Origin of the sequence: Alteromonas sp. H39 (assembly GCF_047556435.1) — a bacterium.
Lineage (GTDB): Bacteria > Pseudomonadota > Gammaproteobacteria > Enterobacterales > Alteromonadaceae > Alteromonas.
In genome coordinates this window covers 3,919,528-3,943,818 of sequence record NZ_CP180210.1, presented here as the reverse complement: position 1 = coordinate 3,943,818, position 24,291 = coordinate 3,919,528, and the positions used below count along the sequence as shown (strand labels likewise).

General features: G+C 50.7%; 22 protein-coding genes. 13 read left to right on the top strand and 9 right to left on the bottom strand.

Translation table 11 applies throughout. The annotated features are described in order from the left end of the window. Window positions 1–70 precede the first annotated feature (70 nt). Window positions 71–778 carry a substrate-binding periplasmic protein gene (locus tag ACLBLI_RS17210; protein ID WP_414828761.1) on the bottom strand — a complete coding sequence of 236 codons (708 nt, stop codon included), beginning with the start codon at window positions 776–778 and terminating at the stop codon, window positions 71–73. 298 nt (window positions 779–1,076) lie between these two features. Here ACLBLI_RS17210 and ACLBLI_RS17205 point away from each other — a divergent pair, with 298 nt between their 5' ends. Continuing rightward, on the top strand, window positions 1,077–1,271 hold the full coding sequence (locus ACLBLI_RS17205) for a hypothetical protein (protein WP_414828760.1): 195 nt from the start codon (window positions 1,077–1,079) through the stop codon (window positions 1,269–1,271). Window positions 1,272–1,587: 316 nt separating this feature from the next. Here the strand turns inward: ACLBLI_RS17205 and ACLBLI_RS17200 are convergent, their stop codons facing one another. From ACLBLI_RS17200 to folM, 3 genes are all read right to left on the bottom strand, one after another. Further along, a complete protein-coding gene (locus ACLBLI_RS17200; RefSeq protein ID WP_414828759.1) occupies window positions 1,588–2,481 on the bottom strand; it encodes a carbon-nitrogen hydrolase in 894 nt (297 codons plus the stop codon). Continuing rightward, window positions 2,462–3,541 (bottom strand): agmatine deiminase family protein, encoded by a 1,080-nt coding sequence (locus ACLBLI_RS17195; protein WP_414828758.1) that lies wholly within the window; start codon window positions 3,539–3,541, stop codon window positions 2,462–2,464. The genes ACLBLI_RS17200 and ACLBLI_RS17195 overlap by 20 nt, the downstream gene beginning before the upstream one ends. A 93-nt stretch (window positions 3,542–3,634) precedes the next feature. After that, window positions 3,635–4,342: a dihydromonapterin reductase gene (gene folM, locus ACLBLI_RS17190; RefSeq protein WP_414828757.1), complete on the bottom strand. Its 708-nt coding sequence runs from the start codon at window positions 4,340–4,342 to the stop codon at window positions 3,635–3,637. A gap of 164 nt (window positions 4,343–4,506) precedes the next feature. Between folM and folE the strand changes: the two genes are divergently transcribed. Further along, on the top strand, window positions 4,507–5,196 hold the full coding sequence (gene folE / locus ACLBLI_RS17185; RefSeq protein WP_414828756.1) for a GTP cyclohydrolase I FolE: 690 nt from the start codon (window positions 4,507–4,509) through the stop codon (window positions 5,194–5,196). 264 nt (window positions 5,197–5,460) lie between these two features. Here folE and ACLBLI_RS17180 read toward each other — a convergent pair whose 3' ends face one another. Next, the gene (locus ACLBLI_RS17180; protein WP_414828755.1) at window positions 5,461–5,670 is read right to left on the bottom strand and encodes a hypothetical protein; all 210 of its coding nucleotides are present in this window, start codon (window positions 5,668–5,670) and stop codon (window positions 5,461–5,463) included. 507 nt (window positions 5,671–6,177) lie between these two features. After that, window positions 6,178–8,127 carry an alpha-amylase family protein gene (locus ACLBLI_RS17175; RefSeq protein ID WP_414828754.1) on the bottom strand — a complete coding sequence of 650 codons (1,950 nt, stop codon included), beginning with the start codon at window positions 8,125–8,127 and terminating at the stop codon, window positions 6,178–6,180. Between the two features lie 378 nt (window positions 8,128–8,505). On the opposite strand from ACLBLI_RS17175, the gene ACLBLI_RS17170 reads away from it, so the two are divergent. Both ACLBLI_RS17170 and ACLBLI_RS17165 read left to right on the top strand, forming a co-directional pair. Further along, window positions 8,506–9,729: an MFS transporter gene (locus ACLBLI_RS17170; RefSeq protein ID WP_414830994.1), complete on the top strand. Its 1,224-nt coding sequence runs from the start codon at window positions 8,506–8,508 to the stop codon at window positions 9,727–9,729. Next, the gene (locus ACLBLI_RS17165; RefSeq protein WP_414828753.1) at window positions 9,713–10,606 is read left to right on the top strand and encodes an ROK family protein; all 894 of its coding nucleotides are present in this window, start codon (window positions 9,713–9,715) and stop codon (window positions 10,604–10,606) included. The genes ACLBLI_RS17170 and ACLBLI_RS17165 overlap by 17 nt, the downstream gene beginning before the upstream one ends. Window positions 10,607–10,721: 115 nt before the next feature. Here ACLBLI_RS17165 and ACLBLI_RS17160 read toward each other — a convergent pair whose 3' ends face one another. Continuing rightward, on the bottom strand, window positions 10,722–11,111 hold the full coding sequence (locus ACLBLI_RS17160) for a VOC family protein (protein WP_414828752.1): 390 nt from the start codon (window positions 11,109–11,111) through the stop codon (window positions 10,722–10,724). After that, entirely contained in the window at window positions 11,112–12,062 is a 951-nt protein-coding gene (locus ACLBLI_RS17155; RefSeq protein ID WP_414830993.1) for an aldo/keto reductase, read from the bottom strand. Between the two features lie 263 nt (window positions 12,063–12,325). On the opposite strand from ACLBLI_RS17155, the gene ACLBLI_RS17150 reads away from it, so the two are divergent. The 7 genes from ACLBLI_RS17150 to ACLBLI_RS17120 all read left to right on the top strand — a co-directional run bounded on the left by ACLBLI_RS17150 (window position 12,326) and on the right by ACLBLI_RS17120 (window position 19,164). Then, entirely contained in the window at window positions 12,326–13,006 is a 681-nt protein-coding gene (locus ACLBLI_RS17150; RefSeq protein WP_414828751.1) for a cupin domain-containing protein, read from the top strand. Continuing rightward, window positions 12,993–13,535, top strand: a complete 543-nt coding sequence (locus tag ACLBLI_RS17145; RefSeq protein ID WP_414828750.1) for a lipocalin family protein — start codon at window positions 12,993–12,995, stop codon at window positions 13,533–13,535. Before ACLBLI_RS17150 ends, ACLBLI_RS17145 begins: the two co-directional genes overlap by 14 nt. A gap of 223 nt (window positions 13,536–13,758) precedes the next feature. Further along, window positions 13,759–14,322 (top strand): PhnA domain-containing protein, encoded by a 564-nt coding sequence (locus tag ACLBLI_RS17140; protein WP_414828749.1) that lies wholly within the window; start codon window positions 13,759–13,761, stop codon window positions 14,320–14,322. A 142-nt stretch (window positions 14,323–14,464) separates the two neighbouring features. Continuing rightward, on the top strand, window positions 14,465–15,508 hold the full coding sequence (gene pyrC / locus ACLBLI_RS17135) for a dihydroorotase (RefSeq protein WP_414828748.1): 1,044 nt from the start codon (window positions 14,465–14,467) through the stop codon (window positions 15,506–15,508). Window positions 15,509–15,518: 10 nt separating this feature from the next. Then, window positions 15,519–17,072: a substrate-binding periplasmic protein gene (locus ACLBLI_RS17130; RefSeq protein WP_414828747.1), complete on the top strand. Its 1,554-nt coding sequence runs from the start codon at window positions 15,519–15,521 to the stop codon at window positions 17,070–17,072. After that, window positions 17,073–18,455: an ATP-dependent RNA helicase DbpA gene (gene dbpA / locus ACLBLI_RS17125; RefSeq protein WP_414828746.1), complete on the top strand. Its 1,383-nt coding sequence runs from the start codon at window positions 17,073–17,075 to the stop codon at window positions 18,453–18,455. A 298-nt stretch (window positions 18,456–18,753) separates the two neighbouring features. Beyond that, window positions 18,754–19,164: an ACT domain-containing protein gene (locus tag ACLBLI_RS17120; protein ID WP_414828745.1), complete on the top strand. Its 411-nt coding sequence runs from the start codon at window positions 18,754–18,756 to the stop codon at window positions 19,162–19,164. 134 nt (window positions 19,165–19,298) lie between these two features. Here ACLBLI_RS17120 and ACLBLI_RS17115 read toward each other — a convergent pair whose 3' ends face one another. Continuing rightward, the gene (locus ACLBLI_RS17115; protein ID WP_414828744.1) at window positions 19,299–21,371 is read right to left on the bottom strand and encodes a M13 family metallopeptidase; all 2,073 of its coding nucleotides are present in this window, start codon (window positions 21,369–21,371) and stop codon (window positions 19,299–19,301) included. 270 nt (window positions 21,372–21,641) lie between these two features. Here ACLBLI_RS17115 and ACLBLI_RS17110 point away from each other — a divergent pair, with 270 nt between their 5' ends. Further along, window positions 21,642–22,259, top strand: a complete 618-nt coding sequence (locus tag ACLBLI_RS17110; protein WP_414828743.1) for an RraA family protein — start codon at window positions 21,642–21,644, stop codon at window positions 22,257–22,259. A gap of 143 nt (window positions 22,260–22,402) precedes the next feature. Beyond that, the gene (locus ACLBLI_RS17105) at window positions 22,403–24,244 is read left to right on the top strand and encodes an ABC transporter ATP-binding protein (protein WP_414828742.1); all 1,842 of its coding nucleotides are present in this window, start codon (window positions 22,403–22,405) and stop codon (window positions 24,242–24,244) included. The last annotated feature ends 47 nt before the right edge of the window (window positions 24,245–24,291 follow it).

Genomic DNA, 24,291 nt, shown 5'->3' with positions numbered 1-24,291 from the left:
GCTGTTAACGTGCCCTGGCAACTAGCAACTAGCAACTAGCAACTAGCAATGAGGGTTACTGCAACAAAACCTATTGCCATTTCTCCATGATCTGCTGATATTCCCCTGTTGCCTGCATCTTTTTTATTTGTTGATTTAAGCGGTCTCGCAGGAACTCCTGTTTGAGGATAGCGCCATAGGGTTTTACTTCAAAAATCGGGTGAATGGTAAGCGCGACATTGGGGTAGAGCTTGTTCATAATATAAGTTAACAGGCGCTTTTCGCCTACCACAACGTCAGTTTTTCCATTCTTCAAAAGCGTTAACTGCACCTCGCGTTCGGCCTCTTCAAGATAACTGTTACCATTAACTGCGTCAGCAAACTCTTCGCCCAAAACGTTTCGTGCCGATTGATAGGCTATCACCCGCTTACCTTTCAAATCCTGAATATCTGCAATAGTGAGCTGCCGGGATTTAAGCGAGACCGCAACATCCTCGAAAGGAAGATAATAAGTACTGAGGTAGCCGTGATCTGCCGTGAATGCGGCGGGGCTGGCGACGTCATATTTGCCGTCACGAAAATCTTTAATAAGGCGATTATAGGCCAGCAGATGGAACTCGGTTTCGTAACCCAGTTCGTTGAATGCGTGTTTTAAAATATCGACATCAATGCCAACCACCCCCTGTTCACCATCATAGAATGCCCAAGGTGGTCCGATATTGACGGCAATTTTTAGGGGCTGAGATGCGGCGTGGACCTGCCCAAAGCTGAAGATCAGTAACAACAAAACGAAACGCATTTTATACCTCTGACATAGCGAGCTCTGGCCCTGCCTGGTTATTTGCCATCGCGCGTTTTACAGCGTAGTACATCAATCTCGTCAGGTCACTTAAAATTTCTGATTCACTTTACTCCTTCAGTAAAGTTGTGCTTTCAGGCCAGCAATTGCGTACCCAGTCATTACACAACAAAAAGTCAGGGATATCGCGCGTAAACGCAATGTTAGCCTGCAAACCCGGTTTTAATGAGTGGATGGTGAAAGCCAGAGACCTTAAACCGTCGTTGTGCACTTTGAATCTACAAAGCAGGAAAAAGGTATGTCATCAGAACAAGCTATAGCGAATATGGAAGGACTTCAGGCCGCAATATCAAATGGCGAAACGAGCCGCGTTAAGGAGCTGCTGGCAGGGCGTAAACTGGACGAGCTGCAAAAGGACTATCTGATCGACCTGGCGAAATTAAATGGCAGTCAGGAAATCGTCACACTGTTGAAAAATGCCCCTGAAAAGTAATATCAGTTCATCGACGTGTAATGGCACGAACGCAAGCAACTGACGGTCTGTGAGTCTCAGGTTTATGACAGGAATGTCGGGCCGCTAATACTGTCAGTCCAATGATGCTTGGGGGAGAGATACATTGTTCAAAAAGAAGATCTGCTCAGATAACCTCTGCATCGCGCTTTCAATGTACATGTAAGCGCCATTAAAACTACTGTTAATTCAGCATGATAAGACACTTGGCCGGTACCTGGGAAGCGCGTAGCTCACAAATACCGGCGTGTTTCATGAAGTCTGACGGTTATGATGGTGTGCAACAGCAACGCCGGGGCTAATCTCTCCAGCGTTTGGTGAGTTCGTCATAAGCATCAATACGGCGGTCACGAAAGTAGGGCCAGATCCGTTTCACCGTTTCGGTGCGTGACATGTCCAGTTCCACCGACAATGTTTGCTCACGGTCGGCATCAGCCTGCGCCAGAATTTCGCCTTGCGGGCCGGTGATAAAGCTTTGTCCCCAGAATTGTATACCCGGATCGCCCTCCACGGGGGATGCTTCAAAGCCTGTGCGGTTGGCCACAATAACCGGAACGGAGTTGGCTACCGCATGGCCGCGCTGAATGGTTTGCCATGCACCGAACTGGCGCTCACGCTCGTCATCAGTATCACGTATATCCCAGCCAATGGCTGTTGGATAAAACAGGATATCTGCACCGGCCATGGCCATCAGACGCGCTGCCTCCGGATACCACTGATCCCAGCACACCAGTACGCCAAGGTTACCAACACTGGTTTTTATTGGCGTGAAGCCCATATCGCCCGGCGTGAAATAGAACTTTTCATAAAATCCGGGATCGTCAGGGATATGCATTTTGCGATATTTGCCTGCAATCTCTTTGCTGCGGTCAAAGACCACAGCGGTATTGTGATACAAACCGGAACCGCGCTTCTCAAACAGTGACGTTACCAGCACGATATTGTGTTTTTCGGCAAGTTCGCCAAAAAACTCGGTAGCAGCCCCGGGAATAGGCTCGGCCAGATCAAACGCATCAGTGTCTTCGTTCTGGCAGAAATACAGGGTGCTGTGAAGTTCCTGCAGTAAGATACACTCGCAGCCTTCCGCTGCCAGTTTTGCGACCTGCTCAGCACTCTTTTGCCAGTTAGTGGCTTTGTCGTTGTCGGCGACGGCCTGTTGAACCAGACCCACTTTAAGCGTGGTTGGTTGCATAGATAGACACTCCTTTTTTCAAAGTGTTAATAATTTCGTGTTTCAATGTATTTACGGGCACCTGCATTGAAATGCAATGCAGACTGCCAAACTGTCTGACTAATACAGAACAGTCTATGGGTTCGACAATGTGATCCGGGTATGCGTTCTTAATAATTTCAATCGCCTCATCATCTTCTGGCTGTCCATAGATTGGTACCAGTACCGCGCGGTTGCAAATCAGAAAGTTCGCGTACGACGCGGGCAGGCGTTCGCCGTTGTCATTTTTCATATCAGGAAGTGGCAGACGGAACTGCTGGTGATCAGGCAAACGCGTGTGACATTCTTCGCAAAGTGCTGATAACCCGTCGTAGTGGCTATCCTGCGGACGATTATCTGCGGCTTGAATTACCAGCCCTTTATTGGGAGTAAACCGAACCAGGGTGTCGATGTGGCCGTCGGTATCATCTCCTTCAAGATGACCATGCTGGAACACAATGACTTCGCGACAGCCAAGCATCTCTTTAAACGTGATCTCGTAATCTTCCAGTGACATACCGTTATTGCGCTTGGGGTTAAGCAGGCACGATGCCGTTGAAAGTAAACGACCCTGCGCATCAATTTCCAGCGCTCCGCCTTCGGCAACTACCGGGCTGCTGATCAATGGTGACTGACACATTCCCGCCAGATAACGTTGGTTGGCCTGGTTGTCTTCGCTGGCGTCGAACTTTTGTCCCCAGCCATTGAAGGAAAATTCCACCGGCGTGCATACGGTATCGTCTGAGTCAGGGCTGCCACAGGTTAAAAAGCCATAATCCCGCATCCAGGTATCATTGTAGCGTGCAGGCACAATAAGAACGCTGGCATTGGCAGATAACCTGGACTTAACATCCTCCACATCATCCGGTGCGCACAGCAAAATGACGCCGGCATGATAGCGGTTCACGGCCGCAATCACGTCGAGGTAGGTTTGTCTGGCTTCTTCCAGCCAGGGAGCCCAGTCGGTCGTAGCATGTGGCCAGGCAAGCATGACGGCATCCACGGAGGCCCATTCAGGGATAAGGGTGCGGGGTGATTGCATCGTTACTCTCATTCAATCGTAATGGCGCACAGTATAGCGGGCCTGAACGGGCACACCAATGAAACTATTAGGTGTTTAGCGAAAATTTTTGGTTTATTTCAACAGCCTGCCACCATCCAGATGCAGTGTCTGGCCGGTCATGTATTCACTGGCAAGCAGATAATTTACTGCTTTCACGGCTTCGGCCGCGCCAGGCACTGTCTCAAGCAACGATTTCTTGCGGGCCTTTTCCCGGTAGGCATCGCTGTCTCCGTCATTAAACATGAGTAGCGCAGGCGCTATGCTGTTAACTTTCACTTTCGGCGCCAGCTTTTTGGCAAAGGAGAGGGTGAGGTTATGCAGCGCGGCTTTGCTCGCCGCGTAAGCAATGTGTTTCTCACTGCCGGTATCCTGAACGTAATCAGTCATATGAATAATATCTGCCGGCCCCGGCTGTTTGGTAAGCAGGCCAGACAACGCCTGATTCATCCGGTAGGGCGCAACGGCATGCACCTGCATCATGCGTGTCATTAGCTGCTGGTAATCGGTGTGTTCTGACTCGGACTCCCAGTCTGACGCGTTATGAATAATGGCGCGTAACGCTGGCGACACACTCTGAATGTGATCGATTGCTCGATCAATACCCTGTGGAGTGGTAAAATCCGCCTGAATTGTGGTCGCCCCAGAGGCTTCTAACTCTTCAACTGCAGGCTTTGGTGTTCTGTAAGTAATAATCACAGGGACAGATTGAGAAAGCAGATCTTTTGCGATTGCCAGGCCAAGGCGCTGACTGGCGCCGGTGATTAAAACGGGTATGTCCAAAGAGGGGTCTCCTGCACAAATGTAAACTTGTACTTACGAGCATGACATATAACAAGTTTGCTGGTGAAAAATTAAAATTATGTCATATAGTTATCTGTGACTAATCCTGCCATTGTCGTTAAAACGTATAGGTTGGAGAAGTAAAACAAATACGGAAAAGGTCAATGTTAGCAAAAGAAGCGGTAATAGTGCGTGACGCGCTGGATCCATCAATATCAAAAGAAGCCCGCAAGGTTCGCGATGCGCTGTTAGCAAAAGGTCTGGAAACGCCAATGGTGGAGACCGGGCTGACCAACGAACAAAAACGCGAGCGCATTGAATCGGCAATGCGGGATGTCATGGATACGCTTGGATTAGACTTAACGGACGACAGTCTGACGGATACACCTGCCCGTATTGCAAAAATGTACGTAAACGAAATCTTTTCAGGACTCGACTACCGGCATTTTCCGAAGATCACGCAAATTCAGAATAAAATGCAGATTTTTGAGCCGGTGCAGGTCTCTGATATCAGCCTGACCTCTACGTGCGAGCACCACTTTGTCACCATCGATGGTGTGGCCGATATTGCATACATCCCGAAAGATACAGTGATTGGGCTTTCCAAACTTAATCGTCTGGTTGGTTTTTTTGCCCAACGTCCGCAGGTGCAGGAACGGTTAACACAGCAAGTTCTGGTGGCCATCCAGACACTGGCCGGTACCGATGACGTGGCGGTGTCAATTAATGCCACTCATTACTGCGTAAAAGCTCGTGGTATTCGGGACACCAACTCCTACACGCGCACATCCGCGTTAGGTGGCCAATTCCTAATTGATAAAGACTTGCGTCGCGAGTTTTTCCATAAATCCTGATTAATCCGGGCGAGCGTTTACCTCTGTCTGAGGTGCCGTGAATGCCCGGAAGACGCTAAGCGAAACCAAGTGTCGTTGAATACTGCACAATTGGCTGCGTTGTCACAGAAGCAACAAGTGGCGTTCTCCTTCCCGCTGATAAGTAACTAGCCATGTAACTGCCTGCCTGTGGCGGTCATGCTTTTTTAGTAGTTGTATGACATGGATTGTCTTGTAAGAGAAAGCGACAGCACGTTGCGCCGCCGGTAACGCTTGTCATCAGCGCTATCGCGGCGGTAAGTCGGGAGTGGCAACCGATACCACGAGATTAATCTGATCACCAATGCCGCAAGCGGGGACGAGCTCAAGCTGGCTATGGCAGTGGGAGCATGCTGCGTACTGTTCCTGGTACATATCCTTAATGTCCTTCTGCGCAATGCCATTCACATGCCCGCACTGAGGGCAAAGGTACTCAAGATCGTTGGTCGGTGTCATTAGGTGTCCTTGAAGAGGCAGTTAGCGGGTATTTCCGTATTCCCGCTGATAAATGATGAAAAATTCCGAAACCATATAACTTCGAATCGGCAATGTGCCTGAAGGTTGCTTTTGCACTTATCGACACACCCCGTTGCCTTAACCTGAAGTATAGTTGGCAGAAAAAATTATGCCCTAGTATTGAAGTACGATTTTTAACCAAATGATGCACAGTCGCAGAAGTTTTCCCCTGATATGCAGCGAGGATGAAGCCACTTCATGGTGTCACCGTAAATACTATGCTTGTACATACAACAGGTTACGTGTGCAGGGGGAAGTAGGATTGATTCAAACCTAATGTTAATGACAAAAATTTCATCTTTGAAAGAGGAGGACTGTCATTGCGACGCCAAGCGGTGTTGTGACTTTGTCAGGGAAAAAGGGGTGCTACCGGGACACCCAGATTTTTTGGTAGCACCCTGAGAAAGGTGGAAGCAGACGTCTGTCAATGAATGCCAATAAGATGGTTCATACCGACCACCATGCTTGCTGAAAGGGTTGAAGCGTAATAATGTCCTCACTGCCCCTGAGTGAGGCACCTGTCAGTAAGTCATTACAAGACTGGTGACCTACCGCGTTGAGAATGTCACCATTTAGCTGTTGCACATATTCACTGAAATTTGCAGTTACCAGCAGCTTTTCACCACTATCATTCACCCGCACAAACGCGAAGCAGTGCACATTGCCGGTATCGAGAATGTAAGTTCGGGCGCGACCAAAAACGGCGTGAGATTTACGAATCGACAGCATGTTTCGCAGCCCGTTAAATACCGCTCTCTGGCTTTTTTCTTTCAGGCTCAGGTTGGTGTCGGTGTCGGCAAGCGCCATGGCAATGTCATCGTCCGTTACCGCAATACGATTTACCCAGCGATCGTCATGACGTTTGGCGTCGTCATCCAGATAACTGTAATCGTTCAATAGCGCCAGTTCATCACTGGAGTAAATTAGCGGGATCCCGCCAATACTAAAGGTAATACCGTAAAGCAGCAGCATACGCTTAATTGCCTCATCGACACCTTTTGCGTTACCCGCCTCAAGGGCCCCCTCCAGACCACAGAGTGATGCCAGTGAACCGCAGACCCGGCAATCGCCGTTAGACGGGTTTTCTGCAAACGGTACGCCGTTGGCGAAGCTACCGTCAAAGCGACCAGTGAAAAACTGATTGAGGAAATAACGGTGATCGTAAGGGTTGATGCCTAAGTCCTGTGCAACCGCATCATCAAAGGTCCAGCCGATATCATCATGGCAGCGCACATAGTTCACCCAGGTACAGTCATCCGCAATTGCGAAGCTTTTTTGCATAGAACGGGTAAGTAACCGGGTTTTTCTTGTTGCTAAACTGTTCCATAGCAGGGCCATCAGAAGCGGGTTGTATGACAGCTGACATTCGTCCTTACGAATATATTTCACGACCTCATCCGGATGCACAATGGCTTCTGACTTAAACACCACTGCAGGCGCAACAATTTGCAGACAACTATTAAATGCCTGAATCAGCGTATGGGCTTTGGGCTGGTTTTCACAGTTTGTGCCCATTTCTTTCCAAATGAACGCGAGGGCATCCAGACGCAGTGCCGCACAACCAATATTGGCCAGAAACAGCATTTCTGAGGTGATGGCGTTAAACACCTCCGGGTTGCTGTAGTTCAAATCCCACTGAAAGCTGTTAAATGTGGTCCATACCCATTTATCCAGCGTTTCGTTGTGGGTGAAGCTACCCCGTCTTACCTGCGGAAATATCTCGCGCAGCGTGTGCTCGTACTGGTCAGGCACAGTACGATCGTCAAACAGGTAGTAATAATTCTGATAACGCTTGTCGCCGGACAGCGCCGCTTTTGCCCATGCGTGTTCATCGGAGGTGTGATTAAACACAAAATCCAATACCAGGTTAATTCCTGCATCCTGCAATGCAGAAGCAAGCTCACGCAAATCATTCATGCTGCCCAGTGCAGGATTTACCTTACGGTAGTCAGACACCGCATAGCCACCGTCGCTGTCGCCCTCAGGTGACGAATAAAGCGGCATAAGGTGAAGGTAGGTAATACCCAGTGACTGATAGTAAGGAATTTTATTGATAAGATCGCGAAGGGTCGGGCCCATCAGATCGACATAGCACGCCATGCCTACCTGCTTTTCATCCCTATACCAGTCGCCTTCGGCAAGTCGCTGTGCATCCAGCTTTTTCATGGCCGGCTTTCTCGCTTTCATGCCTTCGAGTAAAACTTCAACAAGCTGGTGGAGGTGCCAGTGACAATCGTACTGATGGCCATACACGTCGGTGTAGCGCGTAAAGAGCGCCTCGAAATGCGTTGTCAGTCGATTCAGAAACAGCGCCGCATCTTTTTTTGAAAGCACACTGAGATCCAGCGTGTCGACAATTCGTGCCAGGCATTGCTGACTATCTGCTGCATAATTCATATATCACTCCCCATGCCATTGCGGCATCACCTGCTGCAGTGAACCAGTTGATCTGCTGGAAGCAACAAACTGGTTTACACGATTTTTCAATTCTGTTAATTTTTCAATCTTAAACGATTAAGTTTTGTTTTCAAATTAAAATTGCTTTTATTCGTAACGGCCTTGATATGTGGGGCTTTTCATTCGATTCCTGGTTGGCAAATACGCAAAAGTAAGTCATTAGCGTGCGAGACTGTCTTGTTAATGATGTGTTATATGTCACGTTGGAGTTGAGAGCAGGTGATGCCGCAGATGTCCGGATCGCCGGTCAAGAGGATACAACTCGTTATGACAGGTAATACCAAAAATAGTCAGGTGATTCGCTGGCTGACTTATCTGATGTTCATGATGTTTGCGATGACGTCAGATTCCGTTGGTGAGATTATTAAAGAAGTGAAAATCGCTTTTTCCGTTACCAATGCTCAGGCCAGTCTGATGCACTCACTCCCTATGTTGGGAATTGCGTTATCAGGATTATTCTTAGGCTTTCTCGCTGATAAGCTTGGCAGAAAACCCACTATTATTATTGGACTGGCCGTGTTTGGCATCGCCTGCTACAGCTTCATGGTTGCCAATGATTTTATCTTTATCGTTAGCCTGATGACCTTATCAGGTATTGCCGTCGGGATATTTAAAACCGGGGCCCTGGCACTCATTGGCGACATTTCTACTTCCACGCGTCAGCATACATCCACGATGAACGGTGCCGAGGCCTTTTTCGGTGTTGGAGCGATCATCGGTCCTTTGCTGGTTGCCTACCTGATCCACCAGGGAGTGGCCTGGCAGTGGCTTTACGTGATTGCCGGAGGGGTTTGCACCTTGTTGATTGTGGTGGCGCTTCTGGTGCGCTATCCAAGCTATGTCAGAACTCATCGTAGTGAAGCCGAGCAGGTGTCCGTAAAACAAAGCCTGGCCCTGGTGAAGAACCCTTATGCCTTTGGCTTTTCCATGGGCGCCTTTCTTTACGTTGCGGCAGAAAGTGCAATTTATGTATGGATGCCGAGTTATCTGGTTTGCGATGCCATGTCGGTAAAAGCAACCTACGAGTGTTATTCAGACGGCATGGCCCGAACGCTGGCGATTTACTCGGTGACCGCATTCTTTGTATTGCGCGCGGCGGGCAGGTTTGTGGGTATCTGGATGATGTCACATTTTAACTGGGCGCTGGTGTTGATGGTATTCAGCGGAGCAATTGTGCTGTGCTTCGGCTTGGGTCTGGCTGGTGGCAAGCAGGTGGCACTTTATCTATTCCCACTTTCAGGCATTTTCATGTCGGTGATTTATCCCACGTTTAATTCTAAAGGTATCAGTTGTTTTCCTAAACATCAGCACGGCAGCGTTGCTGGCGTAATCCTGTTCTTTACTGCAGCTGGTGCCGCAGCTGGCCCGTTTATCATGGGTATAGTCAGTGACAGCATGGGCGGAGATGCCAAGTATGGCTTTATTGTCGCTACCGGCTTTGCTTTCCTGTTATTCATCGGATTAGTGTATAACTACCTGAAAAACCCAACCCAGCAACGACTGACCGAAATAGAGGCATCAGAATATGGCGCTAACGGATAATTGCTACGCGGTAATAGAGGCCGGTGGCACCAAGTTTAACTGTGCCATCGTCGATGGGCACCGACGTGTGCTCGCTGAACAGCGTATCGCCACCACCACACCAGGTGAGACACTGGCCCAGTGTGTGGATTTTTTTGTGGCGCAGCGACAGCAGGGGCACCACTTCACACGCCTCGGCATTGCGAGTTTTGGTCCTTTGGATTTACACCCGACGTCTGAGACATTTGGCTTTATTACGCAAACACCCAAGCCATTCTGGTCGAATACGCCGCTGGCCAGTCACTTCGAGGAAGCACTTGGCGTAGAGGTAAAAATAGATACCGACGTGAATGCCGCGGCATTTGCTGAGTATCGGTGGGGCGCTGCGCAGGGCACGCAGGTCTCCGTTTATGTCACAGTGGGAACCGGTGTTGGCGGTGGTCTGGTGATCAACGGCAAGCCTGTGCATGGTGCTGTGCATCCGGAAATGGGCCACATGTTGGTAACGCCGCCGCAAGGTCAGACCGGCGTGTGCCCGTTCCACGAGAACTGTGTGGAAGGGCTGGCATCAGGTACTGCGTTAGGCAAAATCTGGGGGCAACCCTCTGATACGTTTGGCAGCGAACATCCCGCCTGGGATGGTCTGGCTGATGTGCTTGCGCAGTTCAGTCACAATATTCTGGTCACGCTCAGTGCAGAAAAGATCGTATTCGGTGGCGGGGTAATGCAAACGCCAGGACTCATCGAGCGCATCGTGAAGCGCACACATGACTATCTGCAAGGTTATGTGGTGTTTCCTGACGGTGTTTCAGTAGACAACATTCTGGTGCTACCTGGTCTGGAAGGACGGTCAGGGCTGTTCGGGGCGCTCGCGCTGCTGGATGATACTACCGCCTGATCACTTTTACGTCGCTAAGCCCGCTGCTTACAGATTGATAAAATCGTCATCTGCATGCGATGAAAACGGATGACAGCGAAGGCGCGCCAGAGCATTGTTGCTGGCGCGCAGATCGCTAACGTACCTCGTACAGTTCCAGCGGTAAGTCATCCGGATCGGTAAAAAACGTAAAGCGTTTGCCAGTGTACTCATCCACTCTGACAGGTTCGCAGACTACACCATGAGAATGCAGTGAGGCGATAGCAGCATCCAGATCATTGACGTTGAAAGCCAGGTGACGCAGACCCTGCGCTTCCGGACGGGAAGGCCTTTTCGGCGCATCAGGAAACGAAAACAGCTCAATCTGGGTACCGTCAGGCAGCGCCAGATCGCATTTATATGATTGCCGCGCCTCGCGATAGTTTTCAGACAGCACAGTGAAACCCAGGACTTCAGTATAAAACCGTTTCGACACAGGGTAGTCGCTGCAAATTATCGCCACATGGTGAATGCCGTTAATACCCATTTATGGAATCTCCTGTCCGCGAGCGGCTTCCAGCAGTGCATACCAGTGTTCGCGTGCCAATGTAACGTCACTGGCTTTAGCACACGCCTCTATCCGTGACGGGTTGGTCGTGCCGATAACTGGCTGGATATTGGCTGGATGGCGCATCAGCCAGCCCAGTACAATTGCCTCTGGCGTGGTCTGATACTCAGCCGCAAGAGCAGACACCAGCGCCGCCACTGCCTTGTCGTTGTCCTGCTGGAACTGGCCACCACTAAAGCGGCCCTGAGCCAGACTGCCCCACGCCTGCAGCTGCACATTATTCTGCATACAGTATTCCAGTGTACCTGGCGCAAAGCCCATCGAGCGGTTTTCCGGGCTGCCGGTTGTCATGCCGTCTTCCACCCAATCCCGGAACGCCAGGCTCATCTCAACCTGATTTGCCACCACCGGCATATCTAACGCGTGTTGCAAATAAGCAATCTGATGGCCGTGCATGTTGGACACGCCGATTTGCTTTATTTTCCCATCCTGCTTAAGGGCAGACAGTGCTTCACAAACCTCATCTACTTCCATCAGCGGATCCGGGCGATGGAGCAAAAGAATATCCAGATAATCGGTATGCAGGCGGGCAAGACTGTTTTCGACAGAAGAAGTAATCCATTGTTTGGAAAAATCGTATCTTTTGGGGCCGTGCTCGTCTGCAAAACGTATTGCGCACTTCGACTGTAAAATCATCTTGTCGCGAAGGTCTGGTGCCTCTTTGAGTGCCGCACCGAATACAGTTTCGGCCTTTCCAAAGGTATAAATATCAGCGTGGTCAAATACCGTAATATTGTTTTCCAGCGCCGAATCGATAACCGTTCGTGCCTGCGTTATCTGTGACGAAGTGGGTGGTGTTTGATCCCATTCACCGCCAAGGCCCATACAGCCATATACCAGCCTGCTGGCGGAAGGAAACAAAGCGTTCATCATGCGAAATTACCTTTTTGTGGTTTATTTTCAATTCTGCGATGTAGCGTAGCATGAAGGCATCGGGTTAGGAAAAGTATGTAATACCCATCCGTAATAGTGTGTGAGCACACACTATTACGGATGGGTATGGGAGACTGATACAAAATGGTTCTGCAAGAGTATCTTTATCATGCTTGATAACCGCAGGCCGGCTACTGCGCTACTGTTAAGACTACAGGACAGAGTCACTGGGATAAGACAAGAAATATGCAGGTAAGTAGATGTTAAATCAGAACTATTCAGAATCTGTGTGTATTGATACCACCACGATGGCGTGGGAGGCATCACCCGCAGCGGGTGTCTGGCGCAAAAAGCTGGAGCGCGAAGGAGAAGAGTCAGGGCGGGCGACATCGCTGGTGCGTTACGAGCCTGGCTCCTCGTTTACCCCCCACGTGCACACCGGAGGGGAAGAGATTTTTGTACTGGACGGTGTGTTCAGCGACGAGAAAGGTGACTACCCCGCCGGGAGTTATTTCCGTAATCCGCCTGGCACTTCACATACCCCCTCATCGAAAACCGGCTGTACGCTGTTTGTGAAACTGTGCTATTTCCAGCCCGGTGACAAACGTCAGATAGTGGTGGATCGGTCACACTGGCACTGGAACCAGGGCAAGGTGCCTGCAGAAAAAACCTTTCTACTGCATCAGTTTCATCAGGAAAACACTATGATGATACACCTTGACGCAGATACCCCCTGGCGTTGCACCCACGCAGCCCAGGGGCGGGAGATCCTGGTCATCGAAGGCACACTGATTGTCAATGAGGCCACGATTGCCTCGCCGGGCTGGCTGCGATTCTCGCCTGACGACCACACTGTGGTCACCAGCGGTAGCCACGGGGCAACCTTATTGTATAAAACAGGACATTTCTTAGATTTGGAGAAGCGTAATGCCGTGGTATAAACAAACGACATCGGGGTTAGTGTTAAGCATGCTGTTGCTGCTCGGTGCCTGCACCGGAAAACCGGATAACGTCGAACCAGTTCAGAACTTTGAGCTCGATAACTATCTTGGTGAGTGGTACGAAATTGCACGTCTGCCCCATTCCTTTGAAGAGGGATTATCCCACGTAACGGCGCAGTATTCACCGCGTGATGACGGCGGCATTTCGGTAATCAACCGTGGCTACAACGCAGAATCCGGAGAGTGGGAGCAGGCAGAAGGGAAAGCTTACTTCGTCGAGGCGTCAAATGTCGGACACCTTAAAGTGTCGTTTTTCGGTCCGTTTTACGCCAGTTATGTGATTTTCGCGCTGGACGAAAGCTATGACTATGCGATGGTGACCGGGCCTGATAAAGATTATCTGTGGATTCTATCAAGAACGCCGACACTGCGGGGCGAAACGGTTAACGCATTGGTAGCGCAAGCCGCACAAAAAGGCTATCCCACCGACAGCTTGATTTACGTGGAACAGAAGAACCGCCCGCAATAATCCTTGTCAGGAAATGCCGCTGTTGTCAGTTTCTGTTCTCTACAGGGCAGTTGCCCCAGAATAAGTACGCTGCATAACGCTGTCGTCACGTTTTTTCTTTCGCCGGGGCAGTTGTCCCGGCGTCTCTCAGCCACACCCTGGGTGCTGTTATCCCCCCTGAAAGCACAGCATCACGCCACGTGTTCTGTTATACTGCCGGTAATTAACAGAGGAAAGTTTACGCGTGTTAGAAGAGAGAGTTGTTGCACGGGCAAATGGTGCCTGTGAGTTATGTGGAAACACAGAGGCACTTGCGACGTACGTAGTGCCCTCGTCGGCTACCGAAGATGCTGATAGCGTCATCCTCGCCTGCCAGACCTGTCGCGAGCAACTGAGCGGTGAGCAGGATATCGATATGAATCACTGGCGTTGTCTGAATGATGCCATGTGGTCGCAGGTGCCGGGCGTGCAGGTTGTCGCTTATCGGATGCTGAAAAAACTTAGTAGCGAGACCTGGGCGCAGGATTTGCTGGACATGATATACCTTGATGATGCCGTCAAAGACTGGGCTGAAGCCGGTCTTGCTGACGCGTCGCGTGAACCAACGCTGGACAGTAACGGCACACGACTGATGCCGGGTGATAATGTTCACCTGATTAAAGATCTTAACGTAAAGGGTGCCGGTTTTACCGCCAAGCGCGGCACACCGGTGAGAAATATCAGCCTGAGCGACAACCCGGCGCATATTGAAGGCAGAGTGAATGGCACGCGTATCGTCATTATTGCCGCCTACACCAAGAAAAGTTAGACCTTAGCGAGCAGGCTTTTAGGCCATGCCGCAGTTTCAAGACAATCACGAATAGTTAACGGCAGCAGAAGGTCTGTCGTGTTATCGAAGAAAACGTGAGTCGCCATTGCGCGGTTTACAGCAGAACGAGAGATGAGGTTTCATGCAGACGCTTACTATCCGAACGCCAGATGACTGGCACCTGCACTTTCGCGACGGCGAGATGTTGAAAGAAACAGTGCCGGCAACAGCGCGGTGTTTTGCCCGTGCTATTGTTATGCCAAATCTGGTGCCACCTGTCACTAACGCTGACATGGCAATGGCCTATAAGCAGCGTATTCTGGATGCCCGCCCGCAGGGCAGTCAGTTCGAGCCACTGATGACACTGTATTTGACCAACACCACGACCCCGGAAGATATCGCGCAAGCGAAAGCCGCCGGTGTGGTGGCGTGTAAACTTTATCCTGCCGGTGCCACCACCAACTCGGATGCGGCAGTGACTGGTATAGAGGCGCTGTACCCGGTATTTGAAGCTATGCAGGAACACGGGTTGCTGCTGCTTATTCATGGCGAAGTGACGGAAAATCACATTGATATATTTGACCGGGAGAAGGTATTCATAGATACGCACCTGCAACCTATCGTTGCAGCGTTCCCCGGGTTGAAGGTGGTTTTCGAACACATTACTACCGCGGACGCGGCAAGCTTTGTCAAAGAAGCCAGCGATAACGTTGGTGCTACCATAACACCACAGCACTTGTTGCTGAATCGAAACGATCTGTTGGTGGGTGGGGTACGGCCACATAATTACTGTCTTCCTGTGCTGAAACGGAATATTCACCAGAAGGCACTGCAGGACGTTGTGGTAGCCGGTAACCGGAAATTTTTTCTGGGAACGGATTCCGCACCGCATCCTCGCCACAAGAAAGAAAATGCCTGCGGCTGTGCAGGCTGCTACAGTGCCTGGAGTGCGATAGAACTTTATGCTGAGATGTTTGAGCAACTGGGTGTACTGGATAAATTGGAAGCGTTCGCCAGCGATAACGGCGCTGATTTTTACGGATTACCCAGAAATACCGGCACGATTACACTGGTAAGAACTGCATGGCAGGTTCCTGACACGGTGTCGCTCCCGGACGGAACAGACATGGTGCCTTTCTATGCAGGTCAGACACTGCAGTGGAAACTGGAATCGTCACTGGCGTAAGGCGGACAGAATGATGCGGTCTTACTGGCACCTGGTATGCCTGATGCTGACAACCTTACTGATTTCTTTGGCAGGTCGTGCTAGTGAAAACGTCACAGTGGCGGTTTCGCCGTTGCCGGTGTTCAGTGAGAATCTGGAACATGACGCCGACGGATTTAACGTTCGTGTTGTGAAAGGTATTACGCAGGAAGCCGGACTGACGGCCGAGTTCATCACCATGCCATTCTCCCGGGTTATGACTTCAATTCAGAAAGACCATGCCATGCTGGCAACGTCAGTAGCCCGCACGCCCGCGCGAGAAGATGATTTTTACTGGATTACCCCAATGACGGCAAGTCATGTCGCCATGTTTGTCAAACGCAGCCATCCTCTGGCCGGACGTTCCGTCGCCCAGTTGAAAGATATCGGCACAGTCAGTGCGATGCACGGCGACTACCGCGAAACTATCCTGCAGGAAAATGGCGTTACCAGCATAATGTCCCTGAATTCATGGGAACAGGCGATTGGTGCAGTAGTAAAAGATCGCGCAGACGGCATATTCTTCTCATATATCGGACTGCAACTCATCTGTAAGCGAAACCGTTTAGATTGCGGGGATCTGGTTCCTGTGATCGACTGGAACACGTCTTACAATTATCTGGTTTTATCGAAACACCCTGACAACGCCGAACTCGCGGCCAGACTGACGGTTGCTGCGTCTCGTTACAAGTCTTCCTCTGCGTTTGATGCCCTTTTGGATGCAGTTCTTCCTGAATTAAGCAGCATGGGGGTGGCGGTTGAAGTAAAAGAAGGCGTTCTTAGTTTTCAGGAGCCATTTTCGCTTGAGGCTGACGATTTGTGGGTGATTGCAGATTATGTCCCGCATTTTAGCGAGCCAGATGCGAAGGGGGAAGTCACAGGGTATGCAGCAAATCTGGTCAGAGCTATTTTGGCAGAGGCGGAGCTGGAGCGTCCTATTTTATCAGCGCCGTGGGAACGGATCATGCGCGAAGCTGCGCGTAAGCCAAATGTGCTGGCTTTCTCTGTGGCACGCACACCTGACAGAGAGCCACTGTTTCACTGGATCACACCGATCACACGCAATATGCATGGTCTTTACAAAACCGATGCACCGGCGGTGACTCGCCTTGAAGATGTATCGGGCGATGCCACTATTGCCGTGATCAGAAAAGACTACCGGGGAAAGGTAGCACGTGACGCAGGACTGAAAACCTTATCGTTTGACTCATGGGAAACCGCAATGGCGGCCCTGCTGAGTAGGGATGCTGACTATTTATTCGGTTCTGCAGGAGCGGTATCTGTTGCCTGTCAGAACCTTGACCGCGCCTGTGACGAGGTGTCGCTTGCATTGAACTATCAGGCAACCGAAACCTATCTGGCGTTATCAAAATCGGGCACGAATCCCATCCTGGCAGAGCGTCTGCGCTCTGCTGCAGAAAAGGTTAAGCAGTCAGAGGCATATTACGACTGGTCACAAGCCTGGTCTCAGGAAATGCTTCAGCGCCACAATGTAATTCAACACGTTGACAATGGCATCGTGAATCTTTGGAAAAAGGAAAAATAGTTGGCTACTTTTGACAGCTTGCCGGTTCATCCGGACATCGTCCGTTCGCTGAAAGACAATAACATCACCGAATTATCGCCAGTGCAGTCAGCGACACTGCCAGTCTCGCTTGAAAGCCGGGATGTGATGGCGCAGGCGCAAACCGGCAGCGGTAAAACTCTGGCATTTGCGATACCTTGTATTCATGCCGTAGACACCAGTCTGTATCATCCTCAGGCGGTGATACTGTGCCCAACCCGTGAGCTGGCAGAGCAGGTGGCTGAACAGGTAAGAATGGCCGCCCGCTACATCCCCAACCTGAAGGTGCTGACGTTATGTGGTGGTCAGCCTATGGGACCGCAAATTCAGTCACTTAAGCACGGCAGCCACATTGTGGTGGGCACGCCCGGACGGGTGATGGACCATGTGCAGCGTCGGCGACTGGATTTAAGCGGTATACGCTGTCGGGTTCTGGACGAGGCCGACCGCATGCTGGACATGGGCTTTGAGGAAGATCTCAGCGTGATCTTTTCTGCTGTTCCCGCAAATGTACAAACGCTGCTGATGTCTGCCACCTACACCGATAAGGTTGCCGGTATTGCGCAGACGTACCTCAAGCAAGCCGAGCACATTGACGTTACCTCGGAGCAAAGCCATACCCCTGACATTGAACAGGTGGCCTATGAGACATTGTCCCATACCAAAATGCAGACTCTCAAAGCCGTGCTGACGCACTATCAACCTGCCAGCGCTATCGTATTCTGCAATACCCGCAGGCAGGTGGCAGAGGTTGTGGATGAGCTGATTACCGAAGGATTCAGTGCTGATGGCTTGCAGGGAGACATGGAGCAGCAGGCCCGTACGGATGTGCTGATGCGCTTTGCCAGTGACGCATTGAACGTGCTGGTGGCGACGGATGTGGCGGCGCGCGGACTCGACATCGAAGACGTCGCCTGCGTGGTCAACTTCTCGGTAAGTGAAGAGCCTGAAGCGCACGTCCACCGTATCGGTCGGACTGCCCGTGCCGGAAAGCAAGGTATTGCAGTAACGTTGCTAACTCCGGAAGACGTGGTTCACTGGAAGAAAATTACTGAACGTGCGTCATCTCCTATCCCTGAGAGAGGGGCGCAGGCTTTACGTTTTCATAAAAACCGAATTGTGCAGCCTGAATATGATTGCATTGTGCTGCAGGCTGGGAAAAAGCAAAAGCTGCGACCCGGTGATTTAGTCGGCGCACTTACCAAAGATGCTGATGTACCTGGCGAGGACATAGGCAATATCGCTGTGCAAAGTAGTCAGAGTTACGTGGCTGTCAAGTTGCGAAGTGTGAAGCGGGCAATGCGCTTGTTCCGTGAAGGAAAGATAAAAGGCAAGCGCGTCAGGGCAAAGCGCCTGAGCAGCTAATGCCTCGCCGGCGGTATCATCAGCCTGCGTATTCAGCGCGTGCCGAAGGTGTATCTGAAAAAAGCCTGGATGGGGTCATGTCGTCCGGGTTTGAAGTCGCTGCACCGCTAACGTTATGATAGCGTGCTGCCGGGCAGCGAGGGTGCAGAATACTCAGGCAATTTGTATTAGCCCCTGATATGCGCACCGCATCACGTACTGGTTCTTTTGCGGCAGCTATAAGAATAATCAACCTAACACATTCCGTTATCAGGTGAGCGACCCGCCTGATATTACTAATCTTAAACAGGAGAGCTCCATGTCCGGAGAAGTTGTGCTGGCAACCCTGCTACAAAATCTGATGCCGGTGCTTAGCGATGAAACGTATGTGTTTGTCACCACTACCGAGCCTGACCAGACTGCGTTACTTGACCCTCGCGTAAAAGGTATGTTTCGGGAAAAAGAAGGTATCACACTGATTGTTGAGGTCGACTATGCAAAAGAACACGCACTGGACTATGAGGGCACGTTTCGTTGTATTACCTGTGAAGTACATTCAAGCCTGGACGCCGTAGGTATGACGTCGGCGATGACGGCGGCGCTGACCCATTTTGGTATCAGCGCCAATGTTGTGGCAGCTTACTATCATGATCATATTTTCGTGCCGGAAAGACGGGCCGAAGAGGCCGTATCCGCATTGGCAAGTCTGCAAGCTGAAATAGTGGAATAAGCGCCGGCCGTTGCGAATGAATAAAGCAACCACGGTTCGTTAACTAGAGCATGCGCGCTACTTTCTGCGCTGAACAACAGGTTGGAATAAAACAAAAAAGCCGGCGGCAGCCGGCTTTGTCATGATTTTATCTGTTACCAGATTTTCACACGTTCTTCTGGTGGCAAGTAGAGGTCGTCTTCCTTTTTCACATCAAAAGCCTGGTAGAACTCAGGAACATTACGTACCGCGCCATTAGCACGGAAATGTGCAGGTGAATGGGTATCCGTCTGAATGCGGCTGCGAAGTGCCTCATCGCGGTACTTGTTAGCCCACACCTGACCAAAGCCGATAAATACGCGCTGATCGCCGGTAAAGCCGTCCATCACCGGCGACTCTTCCCCGTCCAGTGACATATGGTAGGCCTTCAGCGCGATGCTGATGCCGCCCAGATCACCAATGTTTTCGCCCAGGGTATATTCGCCGTTGACGAATAAACCGGGTAAGGCTTCAAACTCATTGTACTGCGATACCAGTTCGGCGGTGCGGTTTTCAAACTCTTTGCGGTCGGCGTCTGTCCACCAGTTGCGAAGCACGCCATCGCCATCAAAGGTACTGCCAGAGTCGTCGAAGCCGTGGCCGATTTCATGACCGATAACCGCACCGATACCGCCGTAGTTAACCGCATCTTCTGCATTCATATCGAAAAATGGCGGCTGCAATATAGCGGCAGGGAAAACGATTTCGTTTTGTGTCGGGTTGTAGTAGGCATTCACGGTTTGCGGCGTCATGCCCCACTCATGTTTCCAGACCGGCCCACCTTGTTTTTTCAGCATTTCTTCATACTGGGCATCGGCAGAGCGCTTCAGGTTTCCGAAAAGATCATCCGCCTCAACGGTCAGCGCCGAATAGTCTTTCCACTGATCCGGATAGCCGATTTTTACGGTAAATTTGGACAGTTTGTCCAACGCCTGTTGACGGGTTTCATCGGTCATCCAGTCCAGCTCTTCGATACTGTCTTTGTACGCCAGTAACAGGTTATTCACCATATCCAGCATGCGGGCTTTGGCTTCCGGTGGGAAGTGCTTCTTCACGTACACTTTACCAATAACTTCGCCTACGTGACCGTTCAGCAAATCTACCGCGCGTCGCCATTGTGGGCGCTGCTCTTCTACGCCATTAAGCACGGTGCTGTAGAACGCAAAATTCGCATCGTCCAGTTCCTGTGTCAGGCGCGTGGCCGAGGCATTTAACAGGCCCCATTTCAGGAAGGTTTTCCACTCTTGCAACGGGGTGTTGGCAATCAGCGCGTCAATCTGCTTCATAAATTCGGTTTGCAGTACCACCACGGATCCCAGATCCTGCAGTTCTGCCTGCGCTAAGAATGCCGTCCAGTCGAATTCAGGCATCAGCGTCTTAAGCTCAGCAACATCGACGTTGTTATAGTTGGCCGCCCAGTTACGGGTATCCTCTTTTTTCATGTGCAGTTCAGCGATGGTGGTTTCCAAATCCATCAGCATCTTTGCGCTTTCGGCAGGCTTCTCGAAACCAGCCAGCGTAAACATCTTCTCAATGTGTTTGATGTACGCAGCACGAATTTTCTGCGAGGCTTCATCATCTTTAAAGTAATAATCTCTTTCCGGCAGACCCAACCCGGCTTGCCAGGTGTAAATCATGTATTGTTCAGGAGATTTAAAGTCCGGGGTCTGTCCCATGGCAAACGGCGCACCAAAGCCGTAACGATTGGCGTAAGCGAAATAGGATGCCAGCTCAGAGTAATTTGAGATGGCATCAATCATTTCCAGCTCGCTGGCGATAGGCTCCATCCCTTTGGCGTTACGTGTTTCCATGTCCATGTAGGCACGATAAAAGTCGCCGACTTTTTGCTCATCACTGCCGGTTTTAAAATCGCCTTCGGCCGACGTTTTAATGATCGCCATCACGTCGTCCTGCGACTCATCGCGCAATATGGTAAAGCTTCCGTATGACGATTTGTCAGCAGGAATCTCCAGCGAATCTACCCATTTGCCGTTAACGTAGCGGAAAAAGTCATCACCCGGATCGACCGAAGTATCCATATTTTCTTTAATAACGCCGGAGGTAAGCGATTGTTTCACCTGCTCCTGTTTTGCTTCGGGAGCTGTTGTCGTTGACGTGGTTTCGACGCTTTGCGGGCTACAGGCGGTTAATGCCATCACCACGCTAAGGCTAAGTAAAGTTCTGCCCATGGGGGTTATCCTAAAACGGTGCGCTTGAATGCGCATCTACTGATAAGGGTGTTATAAACACGGTGAGGACACTTTTCTAGCACGTAGAGAAGGATCAAAAAAGCAGTTTATGGCGAACATACATATGTTGTAACAACTTTCTGTACTGTGGCTGATATAGTGAGCCATAAACCATTGCTCACTGACGAACAGCTTCACGAAGCTATTGGCTAGTCTGTATCAGTGACAATTAACCACGCTGATGGCGTACAACCGACAAAAAGGTGCTTTATGACCACGGATTATGCAGCAGTTTCGGTCTGCGATTACGCAGATGCCCTTCCTCGTAAACAATTTATGGATTATCAGATTCGTTGCCTGTGGGACGGTGCGCCGCGCATTGCCGGGCCGGCGTTTACGGTAAAATGTGAACCCGGCGATCACCTGATGCTGCATGCGGCTATTTACCGAGCGAAGCCGGGTGACATTATTGTGGTGGAAGCCGACGATGCTTTTGCGGTGGCCGGTGGTAACGTGTGTGCCATAGCACAGCGCCGGGGAATAAAGGGCTTTGTGGTAGATGGCGTGATCCGCGATGGTGCAGAGGTGCGCGAGATGCAGTTTCCTGTCTATGCGCATGGCGTGGTACCAAAACCGGGCGCCAAGAAGCAGTTGAGTCCCCTAAATCAACCAGTCACCTGCGGAGGCGTACTGGTGAATCCTGGTGATATGATTGTGGCCGATGAAGAAGGCATAGCCGTGATCCCGCAAGCAGACGCTGAAGAAGCGTTTGCCATAGCCAAAAAGCGCGCCGACAAAGACGCAGGTATGACGCTGGATGAGTGGCAGGCAGAACACAGTGAAAAGGTAGAATCCATTCTCAGCAAGCTGGGCTTTAAAGAAGCGTAACGCTAACTGCCAAGGCTGCGTCAACAGGTCATGTAAATCGTTATCGCAGCCAGTTGGCGTATTGTCCTGGCGCGCTGTACTGTCTTACGTCTGCAAGGTAAAGTATGCCCCCTTCGGCCAACACCACGTTATTGCAGGAAGTTATGTTTTCATTTTTCGAGCGTCTTACCCAGCCGTTTCCCGATGCCGAACCCACCCAGCCGCCTGAGGGCATTCTGGCCTTTTGCCGGTATTATACCCAGGGTATGTGGAAGGTCATTTTGGCGGTATCCGTATTAAGTGCAATTGTGGCCGTACTGGAAGTCGCCCTGTTTGGCTTTCTTGGCCAGTTGGTGGACTGGTTTGCTGAGCAGGACCGCAGTACCTTTGTGCAAAATGAAAAGTGGACGCTCATCGGCATGGGGCTCACCGTGGTGGTGCTCATTCCCGGTTTTATCTTGCTGCGCTCGCTGTTAAGCCGTCAGTCCTTACTGGGGAACTACCCCATGCGTATTCGCTGGCAGGCGCACCGCTATTTGTTGGGACAAAGCTTAAGTTTCTTTCAGGATGAATTCGCCGGACGCGTTGCCACCAAGGTAATGCAAACCGCGCTCTCAGTGCGCGAAACCGTGATGAAATTGCTCGATTTGATGGTATACATCAGCGTGTATTTCATCTCAATGGTTGTGTTGATTTTCAGTACCGACTGGCGGCTGGCAATGCCGCTGTTGGTGTGGTTTGTGGTCTATGTGCTTATCCTCAGGGTGCTGGTACCAAAACTGAAAAAAGTGTCGCAGCGTCAGGCCGACGCGCGCAGTGTTATGACCGGACGCATCGTTGACAGTTACACCAATATCACCACCGTTAAACTGTTCAGCCACAGTCAGCGCGAAGCCGAGTATGCACGGGAAAGTATGGGTAATTTCCTGTCGACGGTGTACCCACAAATGCGCTTGGTAACCGTGTTGGAATTTTGTGTGGAAATGGCCAACGCTCTGCTGATTTTTACCATTGGTGCTTTGTCGATATATCTGTGGATGGAGAGTATCGTTTCGCCAGGGGATATCGCTGTTGCGATCAGCCTGTGTTTACGCTTAAACGGCATGTCTCACTGGATCATGTGGGAGGTTACGGCGCTGTTTGAAAACTTAGGCACCGTGCAGGACGGCATTAACACGCTGGCGAAGCCGGTAAGTGTGAAAGACAAAGAGCAGCCTGATGCGCTAACCGTTAAGGGCGGGAGCATTGACTTTAAACAGGTCAATTTTTCTTATCAGGGTAATGAAGCTATGCCCATCAGTGTGTTTAAAGACTTGAATATACGCATTAAGCCAGGCGAAAAAGTGGGCCTTGTGGGGCGCTCGGGCGCGGGCAAATCGACTCTGGTAAATCTCTTGATGCGTTTTTACGACACGCAGAGCGGTGACATTATGATAGACGGCCAGCGTATTTACGATGTGCCTCAGGAAGCGTTGCGCTCGCAAATCAGTATGGTGACCCAGGATACATCGCTGATGCACCGCTCGGTGCGCGACAACATAATTTACGGTAAAACCGACGCTACCGAAGAGGAAATGATAGCCGCTGCCAAACAGGCCGAAGCGCATGAGTTTATTCAGTCGTTATCTGACAGTGAAGGTCGCACCGGGTACGACGCCCATGTTGGCGAGCGCGGTGTGAAGCTTTCAGGTGGTCAGCGCCAGCGTATTGCCATCGCCAGGGTATTGTTGAAAGATGCGCCTATTCTGATCCTCGATGAAGCGACTTCAGCGCTGGATTCAGAAGTGGAAGCCGCGATTCAGGAGTGTCTGAATAAGGTGATGGAAAACAAAACCGTACTGGCTATTGCGCACCGTTTATCGACCATTGCACAGATGGACCGGTTACTGGTATTGGATAAAGGTCAGATTGTCGAGTCGGGCACCCATGCCGAACTGGTCGCCCAAAACGGGATTTATGCCAAACTGTGGGCCCACCAGACGGGGGGCTTTATTGGCGTGGAATAATATTCCGTGATAGTCCAGTTAAAGTCACAATAGTCAGGGATATTCCA

Bases quoted from the DNA above. Each gene is read 5' to 3' on its own strand.
- ACLBLI_RS17150 (WP_414828751.1), top strand. From the start codon at position 12,326: ATGTTAAATCAGAACTATTCAGAATCTGTGTGTATTGATACCACCACG.
- ACLBLI_RS17115 (WP_414828744.1), bottom strand. From the start codon at position 21,371: ATGGGCAGAACTTTACTTAGCCTTAGCGTGGTGATGGCATTAACCGCC.
- ACLBLI_RS17110 (WP_414828743.1), top strand. From the start codon at position 21,642: ATGACCACGGATTATGCAGCAGTTTCGGTCTGCGATTACGCAGATGCC.
- ACLBLI_RS17120 (WP_414828745.1), top strand. From the start codon at position 18,754: ATGTCCGGAGAAGTTGTGCTGGCAACCCTGCTACAAAATCTGATGCCG.
- ACLBLI_RS17210 (WP_414828761.1), bottom strand. From the start codon at position 778: ATGCGTTTCGTTTTGTTGTTACTGATCTTCAGCTTTGGGCAGGTCCAC.
- ACLBLI_RS17130 (WP_414828747.1), top strand. From the start codon at position 15,519: ATGATGCGGTCTTACTGGCACCTGGTATGCCTGATGCTGACAACCTTA.
- ACLBLI_RS17195 (WP_414828758.1), bottom strand. From the start codon at position 3,541: ATGCAATCACCCCGCACCCTTATCCCTGAATGGGCCTCCGTGGATGCC.
- ACLBLI_RS17170 (WP_414830994.1), top strand. From the start codon at position 8,506: ATGTTCATGATGTTTGCGATGACGTCAGATTCCGTTGGTGAGATTATT.
- pyrC (WP_414828748.1), top strand. From the start codon at position 14,465: ATGCAGACGCTTACTATCCGAACGCCAGATGACTGGCACCTGCACTTT.
- ACLBLI_RS17155 (WP_414830993.1), bottom strand. From the start codon at position 12,062: ATGAACGCTTTGTTTCCTTCCGCCAGCAGGCTGGTATATGGCTGTATG.
- ACLBLI_RS17205 (WP_414828760.1), top strand. From the start codon at position 1,077: ATGTCATCAGAACAAGCTATAGCGAATATGGAAGGACTTCAGGCCGCA.
- ACLBLI_RS17200 (WP_414828759.1), bottom strand. From the start codon at position 2,481: ATGCAACCAACCACGCTTAAAGTGGGTCTGGTTCAACAGGCCGTCGCC.
- folE (WP_414828756.1), top strand. From the start codon at position 4,507: ATGTTAGCAAAAGAAGCGGTAATAGTGCGTGACGCGCTGGATCCATCA.
- ACLBLI_RS17165 (WP_414828753.1), top strand. From the start codon at position 9,713: ATGGCGCTAACGGATAATTGCTACGCGGTAATAGAGGCCGGTGGCACC.
- ACLBLI_RS17145 (WP_414828750.1), top strand. From the start codon at position 12,993: ATGCCGTGGTATAAACAAACGACATCGGGGTTAGTGTTAAGCATGCTG.
- ACLBLI_RS17180 (WP_414828755.1), bottom strand. From the start codon at position 5,670: ATGACACCGACCAACGATCTTGAGTACCTTTGCCCTCAGTGCGGGCAT.
- ACLBLI_RS17105 (WP_414828742.1), top strand. From the start codon at position 22,403: ATGTTTTCATTTTTCGAGCGTCTTACCCAGCCGTTTCCCGATGCCGAA.
- ACLBLI_RS17175 (WP_414828754.1), bottom strand. From the start codon at position 8,127: ATGAATTATGCAGCAGATAGTCAGCAATGCCTGGCACGAATTGTCGAC.
- ACLBLI_RS17160 (WP_414828752.1), bottom strand. From the start codon at position 11,111: ATGGGTATTAACGGCATTCACCATGTGGCGATAATTTGCAGCGACTAC.